14 protein-coding genes and 1 pseudogene are annotated in these 17,057 nt (G+C 73.4%); 6 read left to right on the forward strand and 9 right to left on the reverse strand.

Annotation, left to right across the window (positions count from 1 at the left end; genetic code table 11):
• The first annotated feature begins 140 nt into the window (after window positions 1-140).
• Both IE177_RS28655 and IE177_RS28660 read left to right on the forward strand, forming a co-directional pair.
• The gene (locus tag IE177_RS28655) at window positions 141-1,088 is read left to right on the forward strand and encodes a 5-dehydro-4-deoxyglucarate dehydratase (protein WP_190018364.1); all 948 of its coding nucleotides are present in this window, start codon (window positions 141-143) and stop codon (window positions 1,086-1,088) included.
• Entirely contained in the window at window positions 1,085-2,248 is a 1,164-nt protein-coding gene (locus tag IE177_RS28660) for a hypothetical protein (RefSeq protein ID WP_190018365.1), read from the forward strand. The genes IE177_RS28655 and IE177_RS28660 overlap by 4 nt, the downstream gene beginning before the upstream one ends.
• On the opposite strand, the gene IE177_RS28665 is transcribed toward IE177_RS28660, so the two are convergent.
• A complete protein-coding gene (locus IE177_RS28665; RefSeq protein WP_190018366.1) occupies window positions 2,185-3,417 on the reverse strand; it encodes an MFS transporter in 1,233 nt (410 codons plus the stop codon). The genes IE177_RS28660 and IE177_RS28665 overlap by 64 nt on opposite strands.
• A gap of 131 nt (window positions 3,418-3,548) precedes the next feature.
• Here IE177_RS28665 and IE177_RS28670 point away from each other — a divergent pair, with 131 nt between their 5' ends.
• From IE177_RS28670 to IE177_RS28680, 3 genes and pseudogenes are all read left to right on the forward strand, one after another.
• A complete protein-coding gene (locus IE177_RS28670; RefSeq protein WP_190018367.1) occupies window positions 3,549-4,136 on the forward strand; it encodes a TIGR03086 family metal-binding protein in 588 nt (195 codons plus the stop codon).
• A gap of 182 nt (window positions 4,137-4,318) precedes the next feature.
• Window positions 4,319-5,080, forward strand: coding sequence for an MBL fold metallo-hydrolase (locus IE177_RS28675; protein ID WP_190018368.1), 762 nt, complete (start codon window positions 4,319-4,321; stop codon window positions 5,078-5,080).
• Between the two features lie 156 nt (window positions 5,081-5,236).
• Window positions 5,237-5,692: pseudogene (locus IE177_RS28680) on the forward strand (pectate lyase family protein); the annotation flags it as partial.
• A gap of 27 nt (window positions 5,693-5,719) precedes the next feature.
• Here IE177_RS28680 and IE177_RS28685 read toward each other — a convergent pair.
• The 3 genes from IE177_RS28685 to IE177_RS28695 are packed head-to-tail and all read right to left on the reverse strand — an operon-like array spanning window position 5,720 to window position 10,708.
• The gene (locus tag IE177_RS28685; protein WP_190018369.1) at window positions 5,720-6,091 is read right to left on the reverse strand and encodes a hypothetical protein; all 372 of its coding nucleotides are present in this window, start codon (window positions 6,089-6,091) and stop codon (window positions 5,720-5,722) included.
• Entirely contained in the window at window positions 6,088-10,353 is a 4,266-nt protein-coding gene (locus IE177_RS28690) for a DUF6531 domain-containing protein (protein WP_229816322.1), read from the reverse strand. The genes IE177_RS28685 and IE177_RS28690 overlap by 4 nt, the downstream gene beginning before the upstream one ends.
• The gene (locus tag IE177_RS28695) at window positions 10,343-10,708 is read right to left on the reverse strand and encodes a hypothetical protein (RefSeq protein ID WP_190018370.1); all 366 of its coding nucleotides are present in this window, start codon (window positions 10,706-10,708) and stop codon (window positions 10,343-10,345) included. Before IE177_RS28695 ends, IE177_RS28690 begins: the two co-directional genes overlap by 11 nt.
• A 226-nt stretch (window positions 10,709-10,934) precedes the next feature.
• Between IE177_RS28695 and IE177_RS28700 the strand changes: the two genes are divergently transcribed.
• On the forward strand, window positions 10,935-11,732 hold the full coding sequence (locus IE177_RS28700) for an HAD family acid phosphatase (RefSeq protein WP_190018371.1): 798 nt from the start codon (window positions 10,935-10,937) through the stop codon (window positions 11,730-11,732).
• Window positions 11,733-11,951: 219 nt separating this feature from the next.
• On the opposite strand, the gene IE177_RS28705 is transcribed toward IE177_RS28700, so the two are convergent.
• The 5 genes from IE177_RS28705 to IE177_RS28725 form a co-directional block, all read right to left on the reverse strand.
• Window positions 11,952-13,406 (reverse strand): peptidoglycan D,D-transpeptidase FtsI family protein, encoded by a 1,455-nt coding sequence (locus IE177_RS28705; protein ID WP_190018372.1) that lies wholly within the window; start codon window positions 13,404-13,406, stop codon window positions 11,952-11,954.
• 54 nt (window positions 13,407-13,460) lie between these two features.
• Window positions 13,461-14,120: a response regulator transcription factor gene (locus tag IE177_RS28710; protein WP_190018373.1), complete on the reverse strand. Its 660-nt coding sequence runs from the start codon at window positions 14,118-14,120 to the stop codon at window positions 13,461-13,463.
• Window positions 14,121-14,166: 46 nt separating this feature from the next.
• Window positions 14,167-15,405, reverse strand: coding sequence for a sensor histidine kinase (locus IE177_RS28715; protein WP_190018374.1), 1,239 nt, complete (start codon window positions 15,403-15,405; stop codon window positions 14,167-14,169).
• Window positions 15,402-16,415, reverse strand: coding sequence for a hypothetical protein (locus tag IE177_RS28720; protein WP_190018375.1), 1,014 nt, complete (start codon window positions 16,413-16,415; stop codon window positions 15,402-15,404). Before IE177_RS28720 ends, IE177_RS28715 begins: the two co-directional genes overlap by 4 nt.
• A gap of 142 nt (window positions 16,416-16,557) precedes the next feature.
• Window positions 16,558-17,028: a GNAT family N-acetyltransferase gene (locus tag IE177_RS28725; protein ID WP_190018376.1), complete on the reverse strand. Its 471-nt coding sequence runs from the start codon at window positions 17,026-17,028 to the stop codon at window positions 16,558-16,560.
• Between the last annotated feature and the right edge of the window lie 29 nt (window positions 17,029-17,057).

Consider the following 17,057-nt stretch of genomic DNA (forward strand, 5'->3'; position numbering starts at 1 on the left):
GTCAAGTGTGCCGTGGGGTGGGGAAATCGGCTGCCGTGTCGCGGGTGCGCCCGCTTGACCCGTGCCGAGAGGGGCCCGTAGCGTGGAGGCGTTCAGAAATATAAACAGCGATCAGAATTATGCACCGCCAGGGAGCGCCCGTGACGCCAGCCCCTCTCGCCGACCGGCTCCGCGAACCGAGCGGACCGCTGTTCTTCCCCGTCACGGCCTACGGCCCCGGCCCCGGCGCGCCCGTCGACCTCGCCGTCTACCGCGCCCATGTGCGCGAAGGCGTCGCGGCCGGCGCCGCCGCCGTCTTCGCCTGCTGCGGCACCGGTGAGTTCCACGCCCTGCTGCCGGAGGAGTTCGAGGCCTGCGTCCGGGCCGCGGTCGAGGCGGCCGAGGGGCGGGTGCCCGTCGTCGCCGGCACCGGCTACGGCACCGCGCTCGCCGTGCGCCACGCGCGCATCGCCGAGGAGGCGGGCGCCGACGGACTGCTCGCCATGCCCCCGTACCTGGTGGTCGCCGGGCAGGAGGGCCTGCTGCGCCACTACCGCGAGATCGCCGCCGCCACCCCCCTGCCCGTCATCGTCTACCAGCGCGACAACGCCGTCTTCGCCCCGGACACCGTCGCCGCGCTCGCCCGCACCGACGGCGTCATCGGCCTGAAGGACGGCCTCGGCGACCTCGACCTCATGCAGCGGACCGTCAGCGCCGTGCGCACCGAGGTCCCCGGCGACTTCCTGTACTTCAACGGCCTGCCGACCGCCGAGCAGACCCAGCTCGCCTACCGCGCCCTCGGCATCACCCTGTACTCCTCGGCCGTCTTCTGCTTCGCCCCGAAGATCGCCCTCGCCTTCCACCGGGCGCTCGGCTCGGGCGACGAGGCCACCGCGCGGCGCCTCCTGGACGGCTTCTACGGCCCGTTCGTGGAGCTGCGCGCACAGGGCCGGGGCTACGCCGTCTCCCTCGTCAAGGCCGGCGTACGGCTGCGCGGCCTGGACGTCGGCGGGGTCCGGCCGCCCCTGGACGAGCCGGGCGAGGACCATGTCAAACAGCTCGCCCGGCTGATCGAACGCGGACACGCGCTGCTGGCGGAGGACGCGTGAGGGCCTCGGCGTTCGTCTACCCCTGGGACGTCAACGGCGACCCCGCGGCCCCCGCGCGCATCGCCGGGCTCGGCGTCGGACAGGTCACCCTCGCCGCCGCCTACCACTCCACCCGGGCCCTGACCCCCCGCCACCCGCGCCACCGCGTCGTCACCGCCGAGTACGCGGCCGTCCTCTACCCCCCGGACACCCGCTGGACGGGTCGCGCCCTGCGGCCGTACCCCGCCGGCCGGTGGGCCCCCGGCGACGCCTACGGCGACGCGGCGCAGGCCCTCACCGGGGCCGGCCTGGAGGTGCACACCTGGGTCGTCCTCGCGTACAACTCCCGCCTCGGCGCCGAGCACCCGGACACCTCCGTCGTCAACGCCTACGGCGACCGCTATCCGTGGGCGCCCTGCATCGCCCAGCCCGCCACCCGCGCGTACCTGGTCGACCTGGCCGCCGAGGCCGCCGTACGCCCCGGCGCGCACGGCACCGGACTGGAGTCACTCGGCTGGTACGGCCTGCAGCACCTGCACGCCCACGACAAGACCTCCGGCGTCGGGCTCGGGGAGGCCGGGCAGTACCTGATGTCGCTGTGCTTCTGCCCGTCCTGCCGCACGGGCTACGCCGGGCAGGGACTCGCGGCCGGCGAGGCGGCGGCGGCCGTGCGGACCGCGCTGGAACCGCTGTGGCGCGGCGCCCCGGACGACGGGGGCTGGCCCACGGTCGAGAAGCTGCTCGGCGAGGACGCGGCGGCCGCCACGCGCGCGTGGCGCGACACGACCGCCCGCACCCTCCAGGAGGAGGCCGTCGCCGCCGTGCGCGCCGCCGCGCCCGACGGCTTCCGGCTACTGGTCCACGCCGACCCGGTCTCCTACCACTGCGGTGCCAACGCGGGCGTCGACCCCGCCCACATCCTCTCCGTCGCCGACGGCGTGGTGGTGCCCTGCACGGACGGTACGGACCGGCTGGCGCCCTTCGCCGGGCGGGCGGCCGGGCGGAGGGTCCTGGCCGCCAACCTCACGGTGGTCGCCGGAATGGGCGGCAGCCCCGGCACGCTCGCCGCGGACGCGGCACGAGCGCGTGCCGCAGGCGCGACGGAACTGCGGCTGTATCACGCCGGGCTGGCGTCGGACGACGACTTGGCCGCGGTGCGCGAGGCGCTGCCGGCCCGGTGAGCCAGGGCGGCCCCCGTGGCGAGCAGCGCGCCGCCGTACAGCGGCAGCAGCAGCCCGGGGCCGGCCAGTTCGACCAGGCCGGCCCCCACGGCCAGCCCGAGCACGTTCGGGGTGAGGACCAGCGTGTTGGCGGTGGCCGTCGCGCGGCCGAGCAGCGGGCCGGGGGTCTCGCGCTGCACGGCGGTGAACGCGGCGATCAGCACGCAGGGCAGGCCCACACCGGCCGCCAGGCCGGTCACCAGGGCCACCGGGTCCGACGGCACGGCCCGCGCGGCCACCGCGGCCCCGGTCAGCGCGATCCCCGCCGCCGCGAACCGGCGCGCGCCCAGCCGGCGCAGCGCGGGCCCCGAGCACAGCCCGACCGCCACCGAACCGGCGCCCTGGAAGGCGTACAGCACACCCGCGTAGGCCGGGGAGTGGCCGAGGCGGTCGACGACGGCGTACACCGAGGAACCGGCGAGCGCGGCCAGCAGCATCGTCGTACCGCCCGCCGCGACCAGGGGCCGCAGGACGGGGTGCCCCCACAGGTGCCGGACGCCCTGCGCGGTCTGGGCGAGCCGCCCGCCGCCGGACCGGACGGGCCGCTCCTCGCGCACCCGCAGCAGGGCGCACGCGCCGGCGGCGAGGAGGAAGGTGACGGCGTCCAGGCAGGCCACGGCCGGACCGCCGCAGAGCGCGTACAGACCCGCTCCCGTCAGCGGGGCGACGAGTTTCATGCCCTCCGTCACGGCCGTCCGCAGCCCGTTGAAGTCGCCGAGGAGCTCCGGGGCGACGACGGCGGCGACCAGGGCCGACTCGGCGGCGTCGTGGACGACGCCGACGGCGCCGTACAGGAACAGCACGGTGAACAGCAGCCACAGGCGGCCGCGGGAGTCGACGGCGAACAGGGTGAGGAGCAGCGTCGCGAGGCCCAGGTTCGCCACGACGAGCAGGGGCCGGCGCCGCGTCCGGTCGGCGAGGGCGCCGAGCGCCGGGCCGGCCGGCGTGGGCGCCCACATGGCGAGCACGCACAGGGCGGCCAGGCCGTCGGACCCCGTGAGGTCCTTCACCCACACCCCCGAAGCCAGCCACATCGAGGAGGTGCCGAAGGCGGACACCACCACGCCGCCGAGGTAGAGGCGCGCATTGCGGTCCCGCAGCACGCGGATCACGGACCAGGAAGTCGTCATGCCCGCTCATCGTGGTCCTGAGGCGGGGGCCGCGGCATCGGGAAGATGCCCTATCGGCGGCACCGATGAGTTCCGGGGACCCGGACGGTCAGTCCTTCGTACGCACTACGCGACCTTCGAAGGAGTGCGCCATGACCATGGTGGATCTCGGCCCGCAGACCCGGATCGTGGCGCGGCTCGCCACGGCCGTGACCGATGAGCGGCTCACGGCCGCCACGCCGTGCCCCGGCCTGCCGGTGCGCAACCTGCTCGGCCACGTCCTCCACCTGTCGGTGGCCTTCCGCGACGCCGCCCGCAAGGACCTCGGCCCGACGACCGACACCAGCCCGGACGCCACCGTCCCGGACATCGGGCCCGGCTGGCGCGAGGAGCTGGCCGAGGCGCTGGACGACCTGGCCGACGCCTGGCGCGACCCGGCGGCCTGGACCGGCTCCACCCGGGCCGGCGGCGTGGACCTGCCGGGAGCGGTCGCGGGAGCGGTCGTCGCCGACGAGCTGGTGGTCCACGGCTGGGACCTGGCCCGCGCGACGGGGCAGCGCTACGACCCCGACCCCGATGCCCTCGACGCGGCCCACGGCTTCCTCCTCGCCGCCGCCGGGGACGCCGGCCGCGGCAACGGCGTCTTCGGCCCCGTCGTCCCCGTACCGCAGGACGCCCCCCTGCTGGACCGGGCGGTGGGGCTGAGCGGCCGGGACCCGGGGTGGCGGCCGGCTGAGTAGCCCGTCCGCGGCATGAGCACCCGGACCGGTGCGCCGGCCCCGCCGCGCCGGTTCACGGCTCGCACGACGCCACCCCTGACGGTGCTCTTCCCCGTGTTCACGCCGCCCGCCCCCTGACCGGCCGGGGTTCCGGCTCGTTTCGGTCAGCCGGGACGGGGCGGCGGGCGTCGTACCCTCCTCCCATGCCGCTCACCCTGACCGTCCTCGGCACCGCCTCGCCGCACCCCGGCCCCGGCCGGCCCTGCTCCGGGTACCTGCTGTCCGGCGGCGGCGCCGAGGTGTGGGTGGACGCCGGGCCCGGCACGTTCGCCGCGTTGCAGCAGCACACGGACCCGGCGCGGCTCACCGCGATCTGGATCTCGCACCTGCACGCCGACCACAGCGCCGACCTGCTGTCCGCCGCCTACGCCTTCGCCTTCGGCGGGATGATGCCGGCCGCGCCCGTCCCGGTCTACGCCCCGCGGGACTGCGCCCGTCGGCTGGCCGGCTTCTTCGGACGCCCCGACACCGGCTTCCTCGAAACCGTCTTCGACTTCCGTGACCTGCACGACGGCCACGACGTCCGGCACTGGAACCTCCGCCTCACCGCCCGCGCCGTCGCCCACGGCACCGAGGCGTACGGCCTGCGCGCCGAATGCCAGGGCAGTGTGCTCGCGTACTCCGGGGACAGCGGACCGTGCGCCGCGCTCACCGAACTCGCCGCCCTCGCCGACCTGTTCCTGTGCGAGGCGGACGTCGACGCGCATCGCGACGGCGAACACCCCGGACCGGTGCACCTGACGCCGGAGGACGCCGGCCGCATCGCCCGTGACGCCCGCGTGCGCGAACTGCTCGTCACCCATGTCGGGCCCGGTCTCACCCGCGAGTCGGCCACCGCACGGGCCGCCGCCGTCGCCGGCCGGCCCACCGGCACGGCGCGCGAGGGCGACACCCGCACCTTCTGAGGCGCTTCGCGACTTCCTTCGTCAGAAGCATTGACGAAATCCGGGCCCCTCCTACCTTCAACGCGTCGTACTTCGTACGACATATATGAGACGCGATATGGGAGATCCGAGAGGGCCGCATGACCTCTGTGCCCACACCGATCCCGTCCCGCACGCAGCGACAGCGCCGCCACGGCCGCCGTGGACCGTGGGCACCTGAAGGTCACCTTCCACCACAACCTGTTCCGCGACCTGGTCGAGCGGGCACCGCGCGTCCGCTTCTGGCAGGTGGACTCGTACGACAACCACTTCGTCGCCGGTGACGGCTGGTCCTACAGCTACGGCATCGGCATGGAGTCCCAACTGGTCGCCGAGCGCAACGCGTTCACACTGCCGTAGGGGACGGGCGCCGGGTCGGTCCTCAAGAAGTGGAAGGAGGCACCGGTCACCGCGGCCGACAACTACGTCAACGGCGTGCGCACCGACCTGATCGCCGTCCACAACGCCGAAGTGCCGGGCGGGATCCTCCGGCCCGGGGCCGGCTGGACCCCGGTCCTGCGGACCGGTGTCGACCGGCCGCAGGCCGTCCCCGCCCTCGTCGACCACCACGCGGGCGCCGGGCGCCTGCGCTGAAGGGGTGCCGACAGCACCCCCTCCGCCTCACTGGACGGTCACGCCGACGTCTTCCGGGTCCGGGAGTTCCGTGGGAGCGGTGTCGCCGTACCACGTCAGTTCGAGGGCGGAGAGCCGTCCGTCACCGACCCAGACGAGCAGTTCGCCGGAGAGGCCGCCCGAGGCGTCCGTGACGGTGCCCGTGGCCGGAAGGACACCGTCCGCGATCGGTGCTCGCGGGGCCGGCCCGGACACGTCCAGGTCGACGCTCGGCGACTCGGCCCCCCAGTGACCGGTGACGCGTGCCGCCGCGACCTGTTCCCTCAGCTCCCGTGCGCCGGGGAACTCCGGCGAGAGCAGTTTGCGCAGTACGCGCTGTTCGAGGGCGGACAGGGGCCGGGGAGTGGTGCGATCGGTCATGGCGTCTTTCCTGGGAACTTGTCCTGGATGAAAGCGGTTCCGACGCGGGGCACTCCGTTGACCATGGCGCCGCGGATGGTGACCGTTTCCCCGTCGATTGTACGGTCGACGACGAAACCGCCGGCCTCCGGAAGGTCATCGCCGTCACCGAGGCTGTTGACGATGCGCCTGAACGCCTCGGCCCGGCCGCCCGAGTTCTCCACGATCCGCTCGAAGCCGTGTTTCGGCGGATCGATGACGTGTTCGAGCTTGCGGGGGGTGTTGTCCATCTCGAAGGCCTTGTCGAGCGCCTCCTGCGTGCACTTCACCAGCCCCGTCGGGTCGATCCACCGGAACGGGTTGGGAATGTAGGCGTGATGGTTCGGAGCGGGGTCCAGCCCGAGCGGGTCGGGGGAGAGATAGCGTCCGGTCTCGGGGTCGTAGTAGCGGAAGTAGTTGTAGTGGAGGCCCGTCTCCGCATCGTCGTACTGACCGGGGAAGCGCAACGGGCAGCCCACGGTGCCGGTCTCCGCCCCGGCGCCGACGGGCGTGCCCCACAGCGTGGTGCGCCGCTGCCAGGGCATGGAACCGTCCGCCGCGACGAGCTCGGTGGGCGTGCCCGCAGGGTCGGTGATGACCGCGTGGAACCGGGTGGTGCGATCGGCGTTCGTCTCCTCGGCCAGCCTGGCCAGGAAGGACTTCTCCGACGAGCGGGTGGCGGACCAGTGGTCGGTCTGCGTCAGCGGACGGTGGGTCCCGGGGGCGTACTCCCAGGTGGTGGTCCTGCCGTCGTCGCCGGTCTGTTCCGCGAGACGCGTGTCGTCCCACGCGAAATCGGTGCGGTCGGCCAGCGAACCGTCCTCGGTCACCCGGCCCTTGGCGATGCGGCGGCCCAACGGGTCGTAGCGGTAGCCCCATCGGTAGCCGTCCGGCGTGACCACCTCGGTCAGGCGGTCCTCACAGTTCCAGACGTAGGTCCAGGTGCGCCGCTGCCCGTTCAGGAGCCGGCGGGTCCTTCGGACGAGCCGGCCCTGGCCGTCGTGCTCGTACGCCGAGTCGCCCGCGCGGCGGATCAGCGTGCCCTCGAACTCCCGGTCTCCCGGTGCGCCGTGCCCGGGAGCGGCGGCGTGCGTGACGTTCCCGGCCGTGTCGTAGGCGTAGTTCTCGGTCCACCCGTGGGCACGTACGCCGGTGACGCGACCCGTGCCGTCGATGTCGAAGCGGCGTGTACCGGCGGTGAGCTCGCGGATGCCGGTGAGGAAGCCGTCGGCGCGGTAGGCGTACTCCCGGTACTGGAGAAGGCGGCCAGCCCCGGTGGGGCCCGGTGCCGGCGTCAGGGACTGGACGGTGAGGCGGCCGGCCGCGTCCCAGCCCTGGTCGAGGACGACGCCTTCGTCGAGGCGGCGTCGCGTCTCGCGGCCCGCCGCGTCGTGGAAGAAGGACAGGGATCCCGCGTCGGATCCCAGCTTCGTGGGGCGCCCGGCAGGGTCGTGGCTCCAGTGCGACGCCAGCCCGGACGGAGTCGTGCGACATGTTCGCCGGCCCAGCGCGTCGTAGGCGTACGCCATCGCCCGGCCGTTCACCGTCTCCGTCAGGACCCGGCCCAGCGGGTCACGCTCGTAGACGATCTCGGCGTCCGCGCCGACGGCCCGTGCGAGCTGCCCGGTCGGGGCGTAGTGGAACGTGGTGACGTCGTCCCCACCGCTGCGCTGCTCGACCACGCGGCCCTGCGCGTCACGCGTGAAGGTCAGTGTCTCGCCCGCGCCGTTGGTGCGGGCGAGCAGACCGCCCGCCGCGTCGTGCCGGTATGTCAGCGTGCGGCCGTTGAAGTCCCGCTCCGCCACCAGACGGCCGGCTTCGTCGTAGGTGTACGTCCAGGTGTGGCCCTGGGCGTCGGTGACCCCGGTGAGGCGGAGTTCGGTGTCGTAGGTGAACGCGTAGTGTGCGCCGTCGGGACCGGTACGGGTGGCGGGCACGTCGAAGTGAGTCGGCGTGTGGTGCGTGGTGTTGCCCGCGGGATCCGTGTGGGAGAGCAGGTTGCCCTCCGCGTCCCAGGTCCACGACTCCCGCGAGCCGCCCGGCTGTTCCCGCCAGGCTGGCCTGCCCTCCGTCGTCCAGCCCAGGCGGGTGGTGTGGCCGAGGGGGTCGGTCACCTCCACCGCCCTGCCGAACGGGTCACGTCGGATCGTCGTCGTGCGGCCCAGTTCGTCCGTCAGGGCGACGGGCAGTCCCGCCCCGTCGCAGGCGATATCCCGTGAGTGGCCGAGGGCGTCCGTGATCGTCACCGGCCGGCCGGTGTCGTCGTAGGCGTACCGGGTCCGAGCGCCGAGCGGGTCGGCCTTCGTCAGCAGGTTGCCCCGGTCGTCGTAGGTGTGCCGCCAGACCGCGCCGCCCGGCTCGACGACCTCGGTCGGCAGGCCGAGCGCGTTGTAGGCGGCCCGGGCCACCGAGCCGTCGGGGAGGGTGAGTTCGGTGAGGTTGCCGGCGTCGTCGTAGGCGTACCGGGTGGTGTGGCCCAGCGGGTCGGTGACCGCCAGGCGCCGGAAGCCGTGCTCGTCCCACTCGGTGCGGGTGACGTGCCCGAGCGGGTCGGTCTCCTCCACCACCAGCCCGTCGGCGTTGTGGCGGTGGACCGAGACGTGGCCCTGGGAGTCCGTGTACGTCGTCGTGCGCGTGTCGTCGTCGTAGGTGAGGGTGCCGGAGAGGATGCCGTCGACGCCCTCGGTACGGGTCACGCGGCCGCGCTCGTCGTAGACGTAGGAGAACCAGGTGCCGTTGCGGTCGGTCCAGCGGGTGACGCGGCCTTCGGCGTCGTAGGCGAAGCGCAGGGGCTCGCCGCTGGAGTTGACGACCTCGGTGAGGTTGCCCGAGGCGTCGTAGGCGTAGCGCATGACGACCGTGCCCTCGTCGGCCGTGCTGTCCGGGCGGTAGCGGGAGGGCGCTTCGTCCAGCAGGCGCAGGGCGGTGATGCGCGGGCCCTCGGTGTCGACGGCGACGTAGTAGCCGCCGGAGTGGCGGATGCCGAACGGGACGCCCTCGTCGTCGCGTTCCACGTCGATGCGGTTGCCGTTGCGGTCGGTCCAGGAGTCGAGGGCCAGGTGGAAGACGCCGAAGGAGGGGGAGGGGACGGGGGCGGCGAAGGTGCGGACGAGGCCCGTCGCCGGGTCCGTGACCGTCATCGCTCCGTCCGGCTTGCCGTCCCACTCCAGGGACCAGCGCGGCCCCCGCACCGGCATCGTGGCGACGCCGGGTTCCGGTACCGGGTAGACCAGGCGCATGCCGTCCGCCGCGGCGAGGACGACGCCCTCGCCGTCGATCTGGAGGCACTCGTCGAGGGTCGATATCCAGGTCGGACCGAAGCAGACGCCGCCCCGGTAGGAGGAGAGGTGCGTGCGCGTGAACTCCAGCGGCAGGCTGCCCGGCAGGGTCAGGTCCGTCTGCGTCATCAGCATCGCGCCGGTCGCCACGTCGATCGGCTCGCCCACGCACGGGGTGCGCTCGGCGTTGCGGGCCGCCGGGCCCAGGTCGACCAGGTCGGGGCGGAGCGAGGGCGGTCGCAGCAGCAGCGGGGTGGTGTCGGCGAGTCCGCCTTCCATGCTCGCCTTCAGCAGGCCGCCGCCCGTGCCCAGGGCTCCGCCGAAGAGCATGCCGTCCTTGGCGGCCTGGTTGACCTCGTCCAGGCTGAAGCCCTGCTGCAGACCGGTCACCATCTTCAGCGGCTGGGCCACCGCGAGGTCGACGGTGACCGACTCGACGCCGCCGAACGCGGCGGCCACCAGCGCGCCCCCGGCGATCTCGGCGATCGTGGTCGAGACCGCGATGCCCATCGTGGCACCGAACTCGATGACCGCGTCGGCCGCCGCGACGGCCGCTCCGGAGGCCAGGCCCGCGGTGAAGAAGGCGAGCGTCACCCCGCCCGCGATCACGGCGGCGTCGATGCCGATCTGCGTCCAGAGCTTGTTGATCGCGTCGTCGATGGCGTCGGCGAACTTGTCGAGGGCCTTGGCCATCTCCCGCGAGGAGTCCGCCAGGTCCTTCAGCCAGCCGCCGTCCTGGTCCTTGGCGTAACGGCCCCAGAACTTGTCGAACGCCTCGATCGACTCGCCGGTGTTGTGGTGGATGATCGACGACGCGCTGCGGTGCACGGGCGAGCGGACGTCGTCCACGGCGCCGGCGAAGGTGCGCCAGGCCTTCGCCGCGTCCCGCAGCTTCCCGGAGTCGGCTTCCGGCCACCACATGCCCAGCTTGAGGAGGATGTGGCGGGCCGTGTCCTCAACGCTCACCGGCACCGTCGCTCTGCTTGTCGGTCTTCACTCGCGCGAACATGCCCGCGATGAGCTCGTCGTTGTCCACGTGACCGTCCGACAGGTCCACCATGGCCTCGTGGATGCTCGTCAGGCCGAGCACCAGGACGCCGGCCGCGCTCTCGATCTTCTTCTGCTGGGGCTTGTAGGCGTTGCCGAACTTGTCGCCCTGCTCGTCATGACCCCAGGGCTCGCCGAGTCCGTCCAGGGCGTTGACGAGAGCGGTCAGCGCCTTGCTCAGGTCGATGGCGCCCTGGTGGAAGGCCGGTGCCGCCGCCTTGATGTCGGCGGTCTTGATGTTCAGGACCTTGCCGGGGACCTTGCCGTCGCCCATGGATGAACCCCCGTTCGCAGGTGCAGTCACCGACCCTAGGGGGACGAGGTCAACGGGTCGTCATATCCGGGTCACGGAACGGCAATAGGACGGCGGACCGGTACGGGCCGTGGCCGGAACACCTCGTGCGTATCGATCGGATAACAGCCCTCGCGGTGTGGTTGTGATGCGCGTAGACAGTGCGTGACCTGCTACAGCGGTCTCATCCATAAGATCCGGAGAATTCATGCGGAAGTCCCTGCGAGCGGCTGCCCTCGGCGCCGCCTGTGTCGTCGCCGGTGCGGCGCTCTACGGCGCCGGCGCGGCAACCGCCGGTCAGTCGACGGCGAACTCCACCCACGAGCCCTACAACATCGGGCTCCTGGTGCAGGACATCGACACCTACTACGGCACCACCGCCGACAGCAACGGCGTCTACCAGGCGTCCCCGGACAGCCAGTACGCCAAGGACCTGGCGCGCATCGACGCCGATGCCAGGCGGTACATCGACAAGGCGGCCCGCAAGGCGCACCGCCACGGCGAGAGGCCGGCCGTCGTCTTCGACATCGACGACACCCTGCTGCTCAGCCTCGACTACGAGAAGCGCTACAACTACACGTACAACTCGGCCACCTGGGCCGACTACGTGAACCGCGCGGACCGTCCCGCCGTGTTCGGCAGCGCCGAGCTGGTGCGGTACGCCGAGGCCAAGGGCGTCGAGGTCTTCTACAACTCCGGTCTCAGCGAGGCGCAGCGCACCGCCGCCGTGGCGAACCTGAAGAAGATCGGCGCCGATGTGAACCTCGACGCCGGCCACATGTTCCTCAAGGACAAGGCCAACCCGCCGGCCTACCTGAGCGCCTGTGCCACGCCGGGCACCTGGACCTGCACCACGGTGCAGTACAAGTCCGGCACCCGCAAGCACATCGAGGACGACCTCGGCTACGAGATCGTCGCCAACTTCGGTGACCAGTACTCGGACCTCGACGGCGGTCACGCGGACCGCACGTACAAGCTGCCGAACCCGACGTACTTCGTGTCCTGACCCCCGGTCGGCCGTCCGTCCGGGCAGCCGCTCGCACCCCGGCCCCCGTCACCGGCACCACGTGCCGTGGCGGGCGCCGGGGTTGCGCTCAGGAGCCGCCGTCGCCGCCGGTGTGCCGCGTTGCTGTGCGGGTCCACCGAGCCGTCCGACCCCCGGGGTGGGGGTGGTGGCGGTCGTCTCCGACCGCCCTCTGCCGGCACGCGCCCCTCACGGGGGGCGTCACTTCAGCGCCGCCTCCATCATCGCCCTGGCCACCGGCGCCGCCAGCCCGTTGCCGCTGACCTCCGAGCGGGCCGCGTCGGACTGCTCGACCATCACCGCGACGGCGACCTCCTTGCCGCCGCTGTCCGACTTGCCGTAGGACGTGAACCAGGCGTACGGCGTCTCGCTGTTGTTCGCGCCGTGCTGGGCGGTACCGGTCTTGCCGCCGACGGTCACCCCGTCGATCAGCGCGTTGGTGCCCGTGCCGTCCTTCACGACCGTCTCCATGGCCGACCGCAGCTGCCCGGCGGTCGAGGAGCTGACGACCTGCTCGCTCTCCGCGCTGTCGTCGTAGTCCTTCACCACCTCACCGCCGCTGTCGGTGGTCCGCGACACCATGTGCGGCGATACCAATTTGCCGTCGTTGGCAATGGCAGCGGACACCATGGCCATCTGCAGCGGGGTCGCGGTGACGTCGAACTGGCCGATGCCGGACAGCGCGGTCTGCGCCTTGTCCATGCCGGAGGGGTAGACGCTCGGGTACGCCCGCACCGGAACGTCCTGCTCCTGGTCGTTGAAGCCGAACTTCTCGGCCATGGCCCTCACCTTGTCCTGCCCGAGCTGGACGGCCATGTGCCCGAAGACGTTGTTGCAGGAGTACCGCAGGGCGACCCGGATCGAGGCGTTCCTGCACGGCGCCGACTTGCTCTCGTTCGGCAGCTCGCGCACCGTGCCCGGCAGCATGTAGGGGTCGGGGCTGTCAGTGGGGTCGTCCACGTTCTCGTACAGCCCGTCCTCCAGCGCCGCCGCCGCCACGACCAGCTTGAACGTCGAGCCCGGCGGCAGCGGCTGGCGCAGCGCGCGGTTGGTGAGCGGCTTCTCCTTGTCCGCGTTGAGCGTCTTCCAGGCCTTGCCGGCCGTGTTCGCGTCGGTCAGGGAGGCGGGGTCGTACGACGGCGTCGACACCACCGCCAGGATCCTCCCGGTCCCGGGATCGATCGCGACGGCCGCGCCCTTCTTGTCGCCGAGCGCGCGGTACGCCGCCTTCTGCACGGCCGGGTCGATCGTCGTGAGCACGTTGCCCGGCTCGGCGCGCCGGCCGGTGACGGTGTCCATCACGGTCTTCAGCTGCGGGTCCGTGCCGTTGAGCAGGTCCGTGTAGATGCCCTCCAGCTGGGTGGGGGCGTAGGCCTGCGAGGCGTAGCCGGTCACGGCCGAGTACAGCTCGCCGTTCCTGTACGTCCGCTTGTACGCGAGGTCGCTGCCCTTCGTCCGCGTCGAGCCGGTGATCGTGTCGCCGGCCACGATGATGTTCCCGAGCGGCCGCGAGTAGGTCTCGATCGCGTTCCGCCGGTTGTGTTTGTCGTCCGCGAGGGCCGTGCCGTCGTAGAACTGCACCCACGTCGCCCTGACCAGCAGGGTGAGCACGAGCAGCAGCGCGAAGACGGAGGCCCGCCTGATCGTCTTGTTCATCCCACCCGGAAGACGAGCGGGACGGGGGTGGTCGTTCCCGCACGCCCCGACTTCTCATCCGGTGCTCAGGAAACCGCTCGCGTACGCGGCGATCACCGCCTGGGTGCGGTCCCGGGCGCCGGTCTTCGCCAGCACGGCCGCCACGTGCGACTTCACCGTGGCGGGGCCCACCTCCAGGCGCCGGGCGATCTCCGCGTTGGTCAGCCCGGCGGCCATGTGCCGCAGCACGTCCCGCTCGCGCCCGGTGAGCCTGCCCACCCACGGCGCGGGCGCGGCGGCCGGCGCGGCGTGCCGGTGGGCGAGCGCCCGCACGGCCGACGGGAACAGCAGGCTGTCGGTGCGGGCGACCAGCCGTACCGCCTGCACCAGGGTGTCGGCGTCGGACCGCTTGAGTAGGAAGCCGGCGGCTCCGGCGCGCAGGGCGTCGTACACGTAGGAGTCGTTCTCGAAGGTGGTCACGACGACGATCCGGGGCGGCTGCGGCAGGCCGGCCACGATCTGCTCGGTGGCCCGGATGCCGTCGATCTCCGGCATGCGGACGTCCATCAGGACGACGTCGGGCCGTCGCTCCCGCACCACCGACACGGCCTCGGCACCGGTCGCGGCCTCGCCGACCACCTCCAGGCCGGGCTCGGCGGAGAGGATGGCGCGCAGGGCGGTACGCACCATGCGCTCGTCGTCGGCGAGGACGATGCGGATGGCGGGCGGGGTCATCGGGATCCCTTCGGTCGGGGGGCGTCCGCGGCGCCGGGTGCGCCGGTCACGTGGCCGTCAGCGGCAGCCGCACGTGCAGCCGCCAGGTCCCGTCGGCGGCCCCCGCCTGGGCGGTGCCGCCCAGCAGCCGGACCCGGTCGGCGATGCCGCGCAGGCCGTGGCCGCCACCGGGGCGGGACGCGGGGGCGGCGCCGAGGCCGTTCTCGACGGTGATCTCCAGCCGGCCGCCGGCGCTGCCGATGCGGACGGTGACCGGTTCCCCGGCGTGCCTGAGGGCGTTGCTCAGCCCCTCCTGCACGATCCGGTACGCCTCCCGGGAGACCAGCGGGGGCAGGGCGGCGGGGTCGGCGTCGACGGCGGCCGTGACGGTCTGGCCGGCGGCCCGGGTCCGGCGCAGCAGCCCGTCGAGATCGTCGGCGAGGGTGGGTGCCGGCGCGGTGCCGGGCGCGTCCCCGTCCCGCAGCACGCCGAGGACGGCGTCGAGTTCGCCGACCGTGCGCCGGGTGGTCTCCTCGATGGCGGCGAGCGCCTCGCGGACGAAGTCCGGGTCGGTGTCGAGCACACGGCGGGCGGCGCCGGCCTGGAGGGTGACGGCGCTGAGGGCGTGGCCGACGCAGTCGTGCAGTTCGCGGGCGAGCCGGTTGCGGACGGCGAGGTCGGCGGCGCGGGCCTCGGCGGCGGCCAGCCGGTCCTGCTGACTGGGCCCGAGCAGCGCGGGCGCCCAGCGGGCCAGCAGGGCCCCGCAGCCGGCCGCGCACGCGGCGAGCGCGCACAGCAGCGCGAGCCCGGCGACCGGTGACAGCGCCAGAACCCAGGTGTGGTCCAGGAAGTGCGGCGCGAGCGGGAGGTCGCGCAGCCCGGCGAACACGGGCAGCGCCATCAGCATCACCGCGAACGGCGGCACGGACAGCGACATCCCGGAGACGATCCCGCCGAGCCCCAGGTGCAGGGTGAACCAGACGGCCGTGCGCGCGCGTTCGGCCCGGGTGCGGGCCGGGCCGTGGGCGAGAGCGTCTCCGTCGACCCCGCACAGGGCGCGCACGGCGCCGGTCTCCAGGGGCCGGGTCAGCGGGAAGAGGGAGGTGACCGCGGCGATCGGCAATCCCGCCGCGAACGAGCCGAGGTTGAGCGGGAACGAGCCGAAGATGTCGTCCTCGCCCATGAGCGGCCCGAGGACCAGCGAGCCGACGAAGACGTACGGCATGGCGAGCGCGCCGCCGAGGATCAGGTGGATCCAGCGCCGCCGTGCCCGGCCGCCGAACAGCAGCCGCCCCGAGCGTCTCATGCCGGGGGCCGTTCGGCGGCCGCGGCGGAGCGCTCCGCGAGGAAGTGGACGCCGAGGGCCGCCACGAGTATGCCGACGATCATCTGGCCAGCGTAGGTGAGGTTCGTCAGCGGTGTCGGGCGGCCGGCGGCGTCGGCCAGGCCGACCAGCAACAGGTAGGCGCCCCAGCAGGCCGTCGCGCCCGAGCCGGTCCAGGCGAGGGCGAGCGGCACCCGGACCGGCAGCCCGGGCACCCACCGGAAGGCGAGCAGACAGGCCCCCGCCAGGGCGGCGAGGAGGAAGAGGACGTACACGGCCTCGACGACGTGGAAGTCGCTGGTGCGTTCACCGCGGCCCTCGCCCAGCCCGGAGGCGCCGCCGGCGGCCCACAGGGTGTGGGTGGCCAGGGGGAGCAGAGCGGCCAGGGCGGCCAGGGCGGCGCACACCCGCTGCGCCGGATGGGCCGGTCCGGCGGGCAGTTGCCGCAGCGTTCCCCGCCAAGCGTGCCCCCACCGGTCCCGGGCGTACAGCGCGAACAGCGTCCCGAGGGCGAGCCCCTGCACGATGAACCCACCGTAGACGACGCCGAACACCCACTCGTCCAGGAACGGTTCGCGCGTGCCGCCGGACGCGTGGTCACCGCCGCCGCCCAGCACCCTGACGAGCAGCTGGAGCGGATACCCCGTCATGATCGGCGCGAGCAGTCCACCGGCCGCCCACGCCGGGAAGACGAGCAGCCACGCGGGCGCCCGCAGCCCCCACGGCCGGGTCAGCACCAGCGCCAGCACGATCACGGCCGCGTCCGCCAGCATGGACAGACCGTTCGCGACGATCAGTGCCGTCCGGTGGTCCAGCAGGGAGCTGCCGGCCGGTATGCCGATCCGGCTGCCCGAGATCCACGCAGCCTTGAGCGAGAGGTAGGGCACACAGGCGGCGACGGCGGCCAGCCGCAGCAGCCGGCGGCGCCGGCCGGGGAGGGCGGCAGCGGGATCGGACGGCCCCGGGTGCGTGGAGGGGAGTGACTGCGTCATGCGTCCACCCTTGCGCCCGCGCCCCGGCCGGCACGTCGTGCGCGACGACGATCCCTCTCCGCCGGACGGGGGAGACGGTGGGCGCACCCGCGCCGGAGCGGCCCGGAGAACCTGCTGTGGTCCGGATCGTGGCGCGGCAGGCTCAGTCCGGGAGGATCAGCACGACCTCCTCGATCTCCTCGCCCCGCCCGCTCGCGAACCCCCGGGCCCGGGCCGTCTGCCGGAACCCGCACTTGTCCAGCACCCGGAGCGAGGCGGCGTTGTCGGCCGCCGCCCGGGCGTACAGGGGCCGTTCGGGCACCTCGGCGAGCAGGGTCCGCAGGGCGGCGGTGGCCACGCCCCGGCCCCAGTAGGCGCGATCGACCCAGTACGTCACCTCGCGCTCGCCGGCCGCTCCGTAGACCGCCGCGCTGCCGGCCACGTCGCCGTCGGCCAGGATGGTGCGCAGCACCTGCGAGGCGGCCCGCAGGCGCTGCCACTGGGCCGCGAAGGCCTGCCGGTCGTACGGCCGCTCCGGCCCGAACGCGGCCATCCGGACCGCTTCCGGATCGGTCATCTGCCGGAAGAAGACCGGCAGGTCGCTGTCCTGAACGGCACGCAGCGCGATCTCCATGGCCCGCAGCCTACGCGTCGTCCCCGGCC

The organism is Streptomyces lucensis JCM 4490, from assembly GCF_014650035.1.
Taxonomy (GTDB): Bacteria; Actinomycetota; Actinomycetes; order Streptomycetales; family Streptomycetaceae; genus Streptomyces; species Streptomyces lucensis.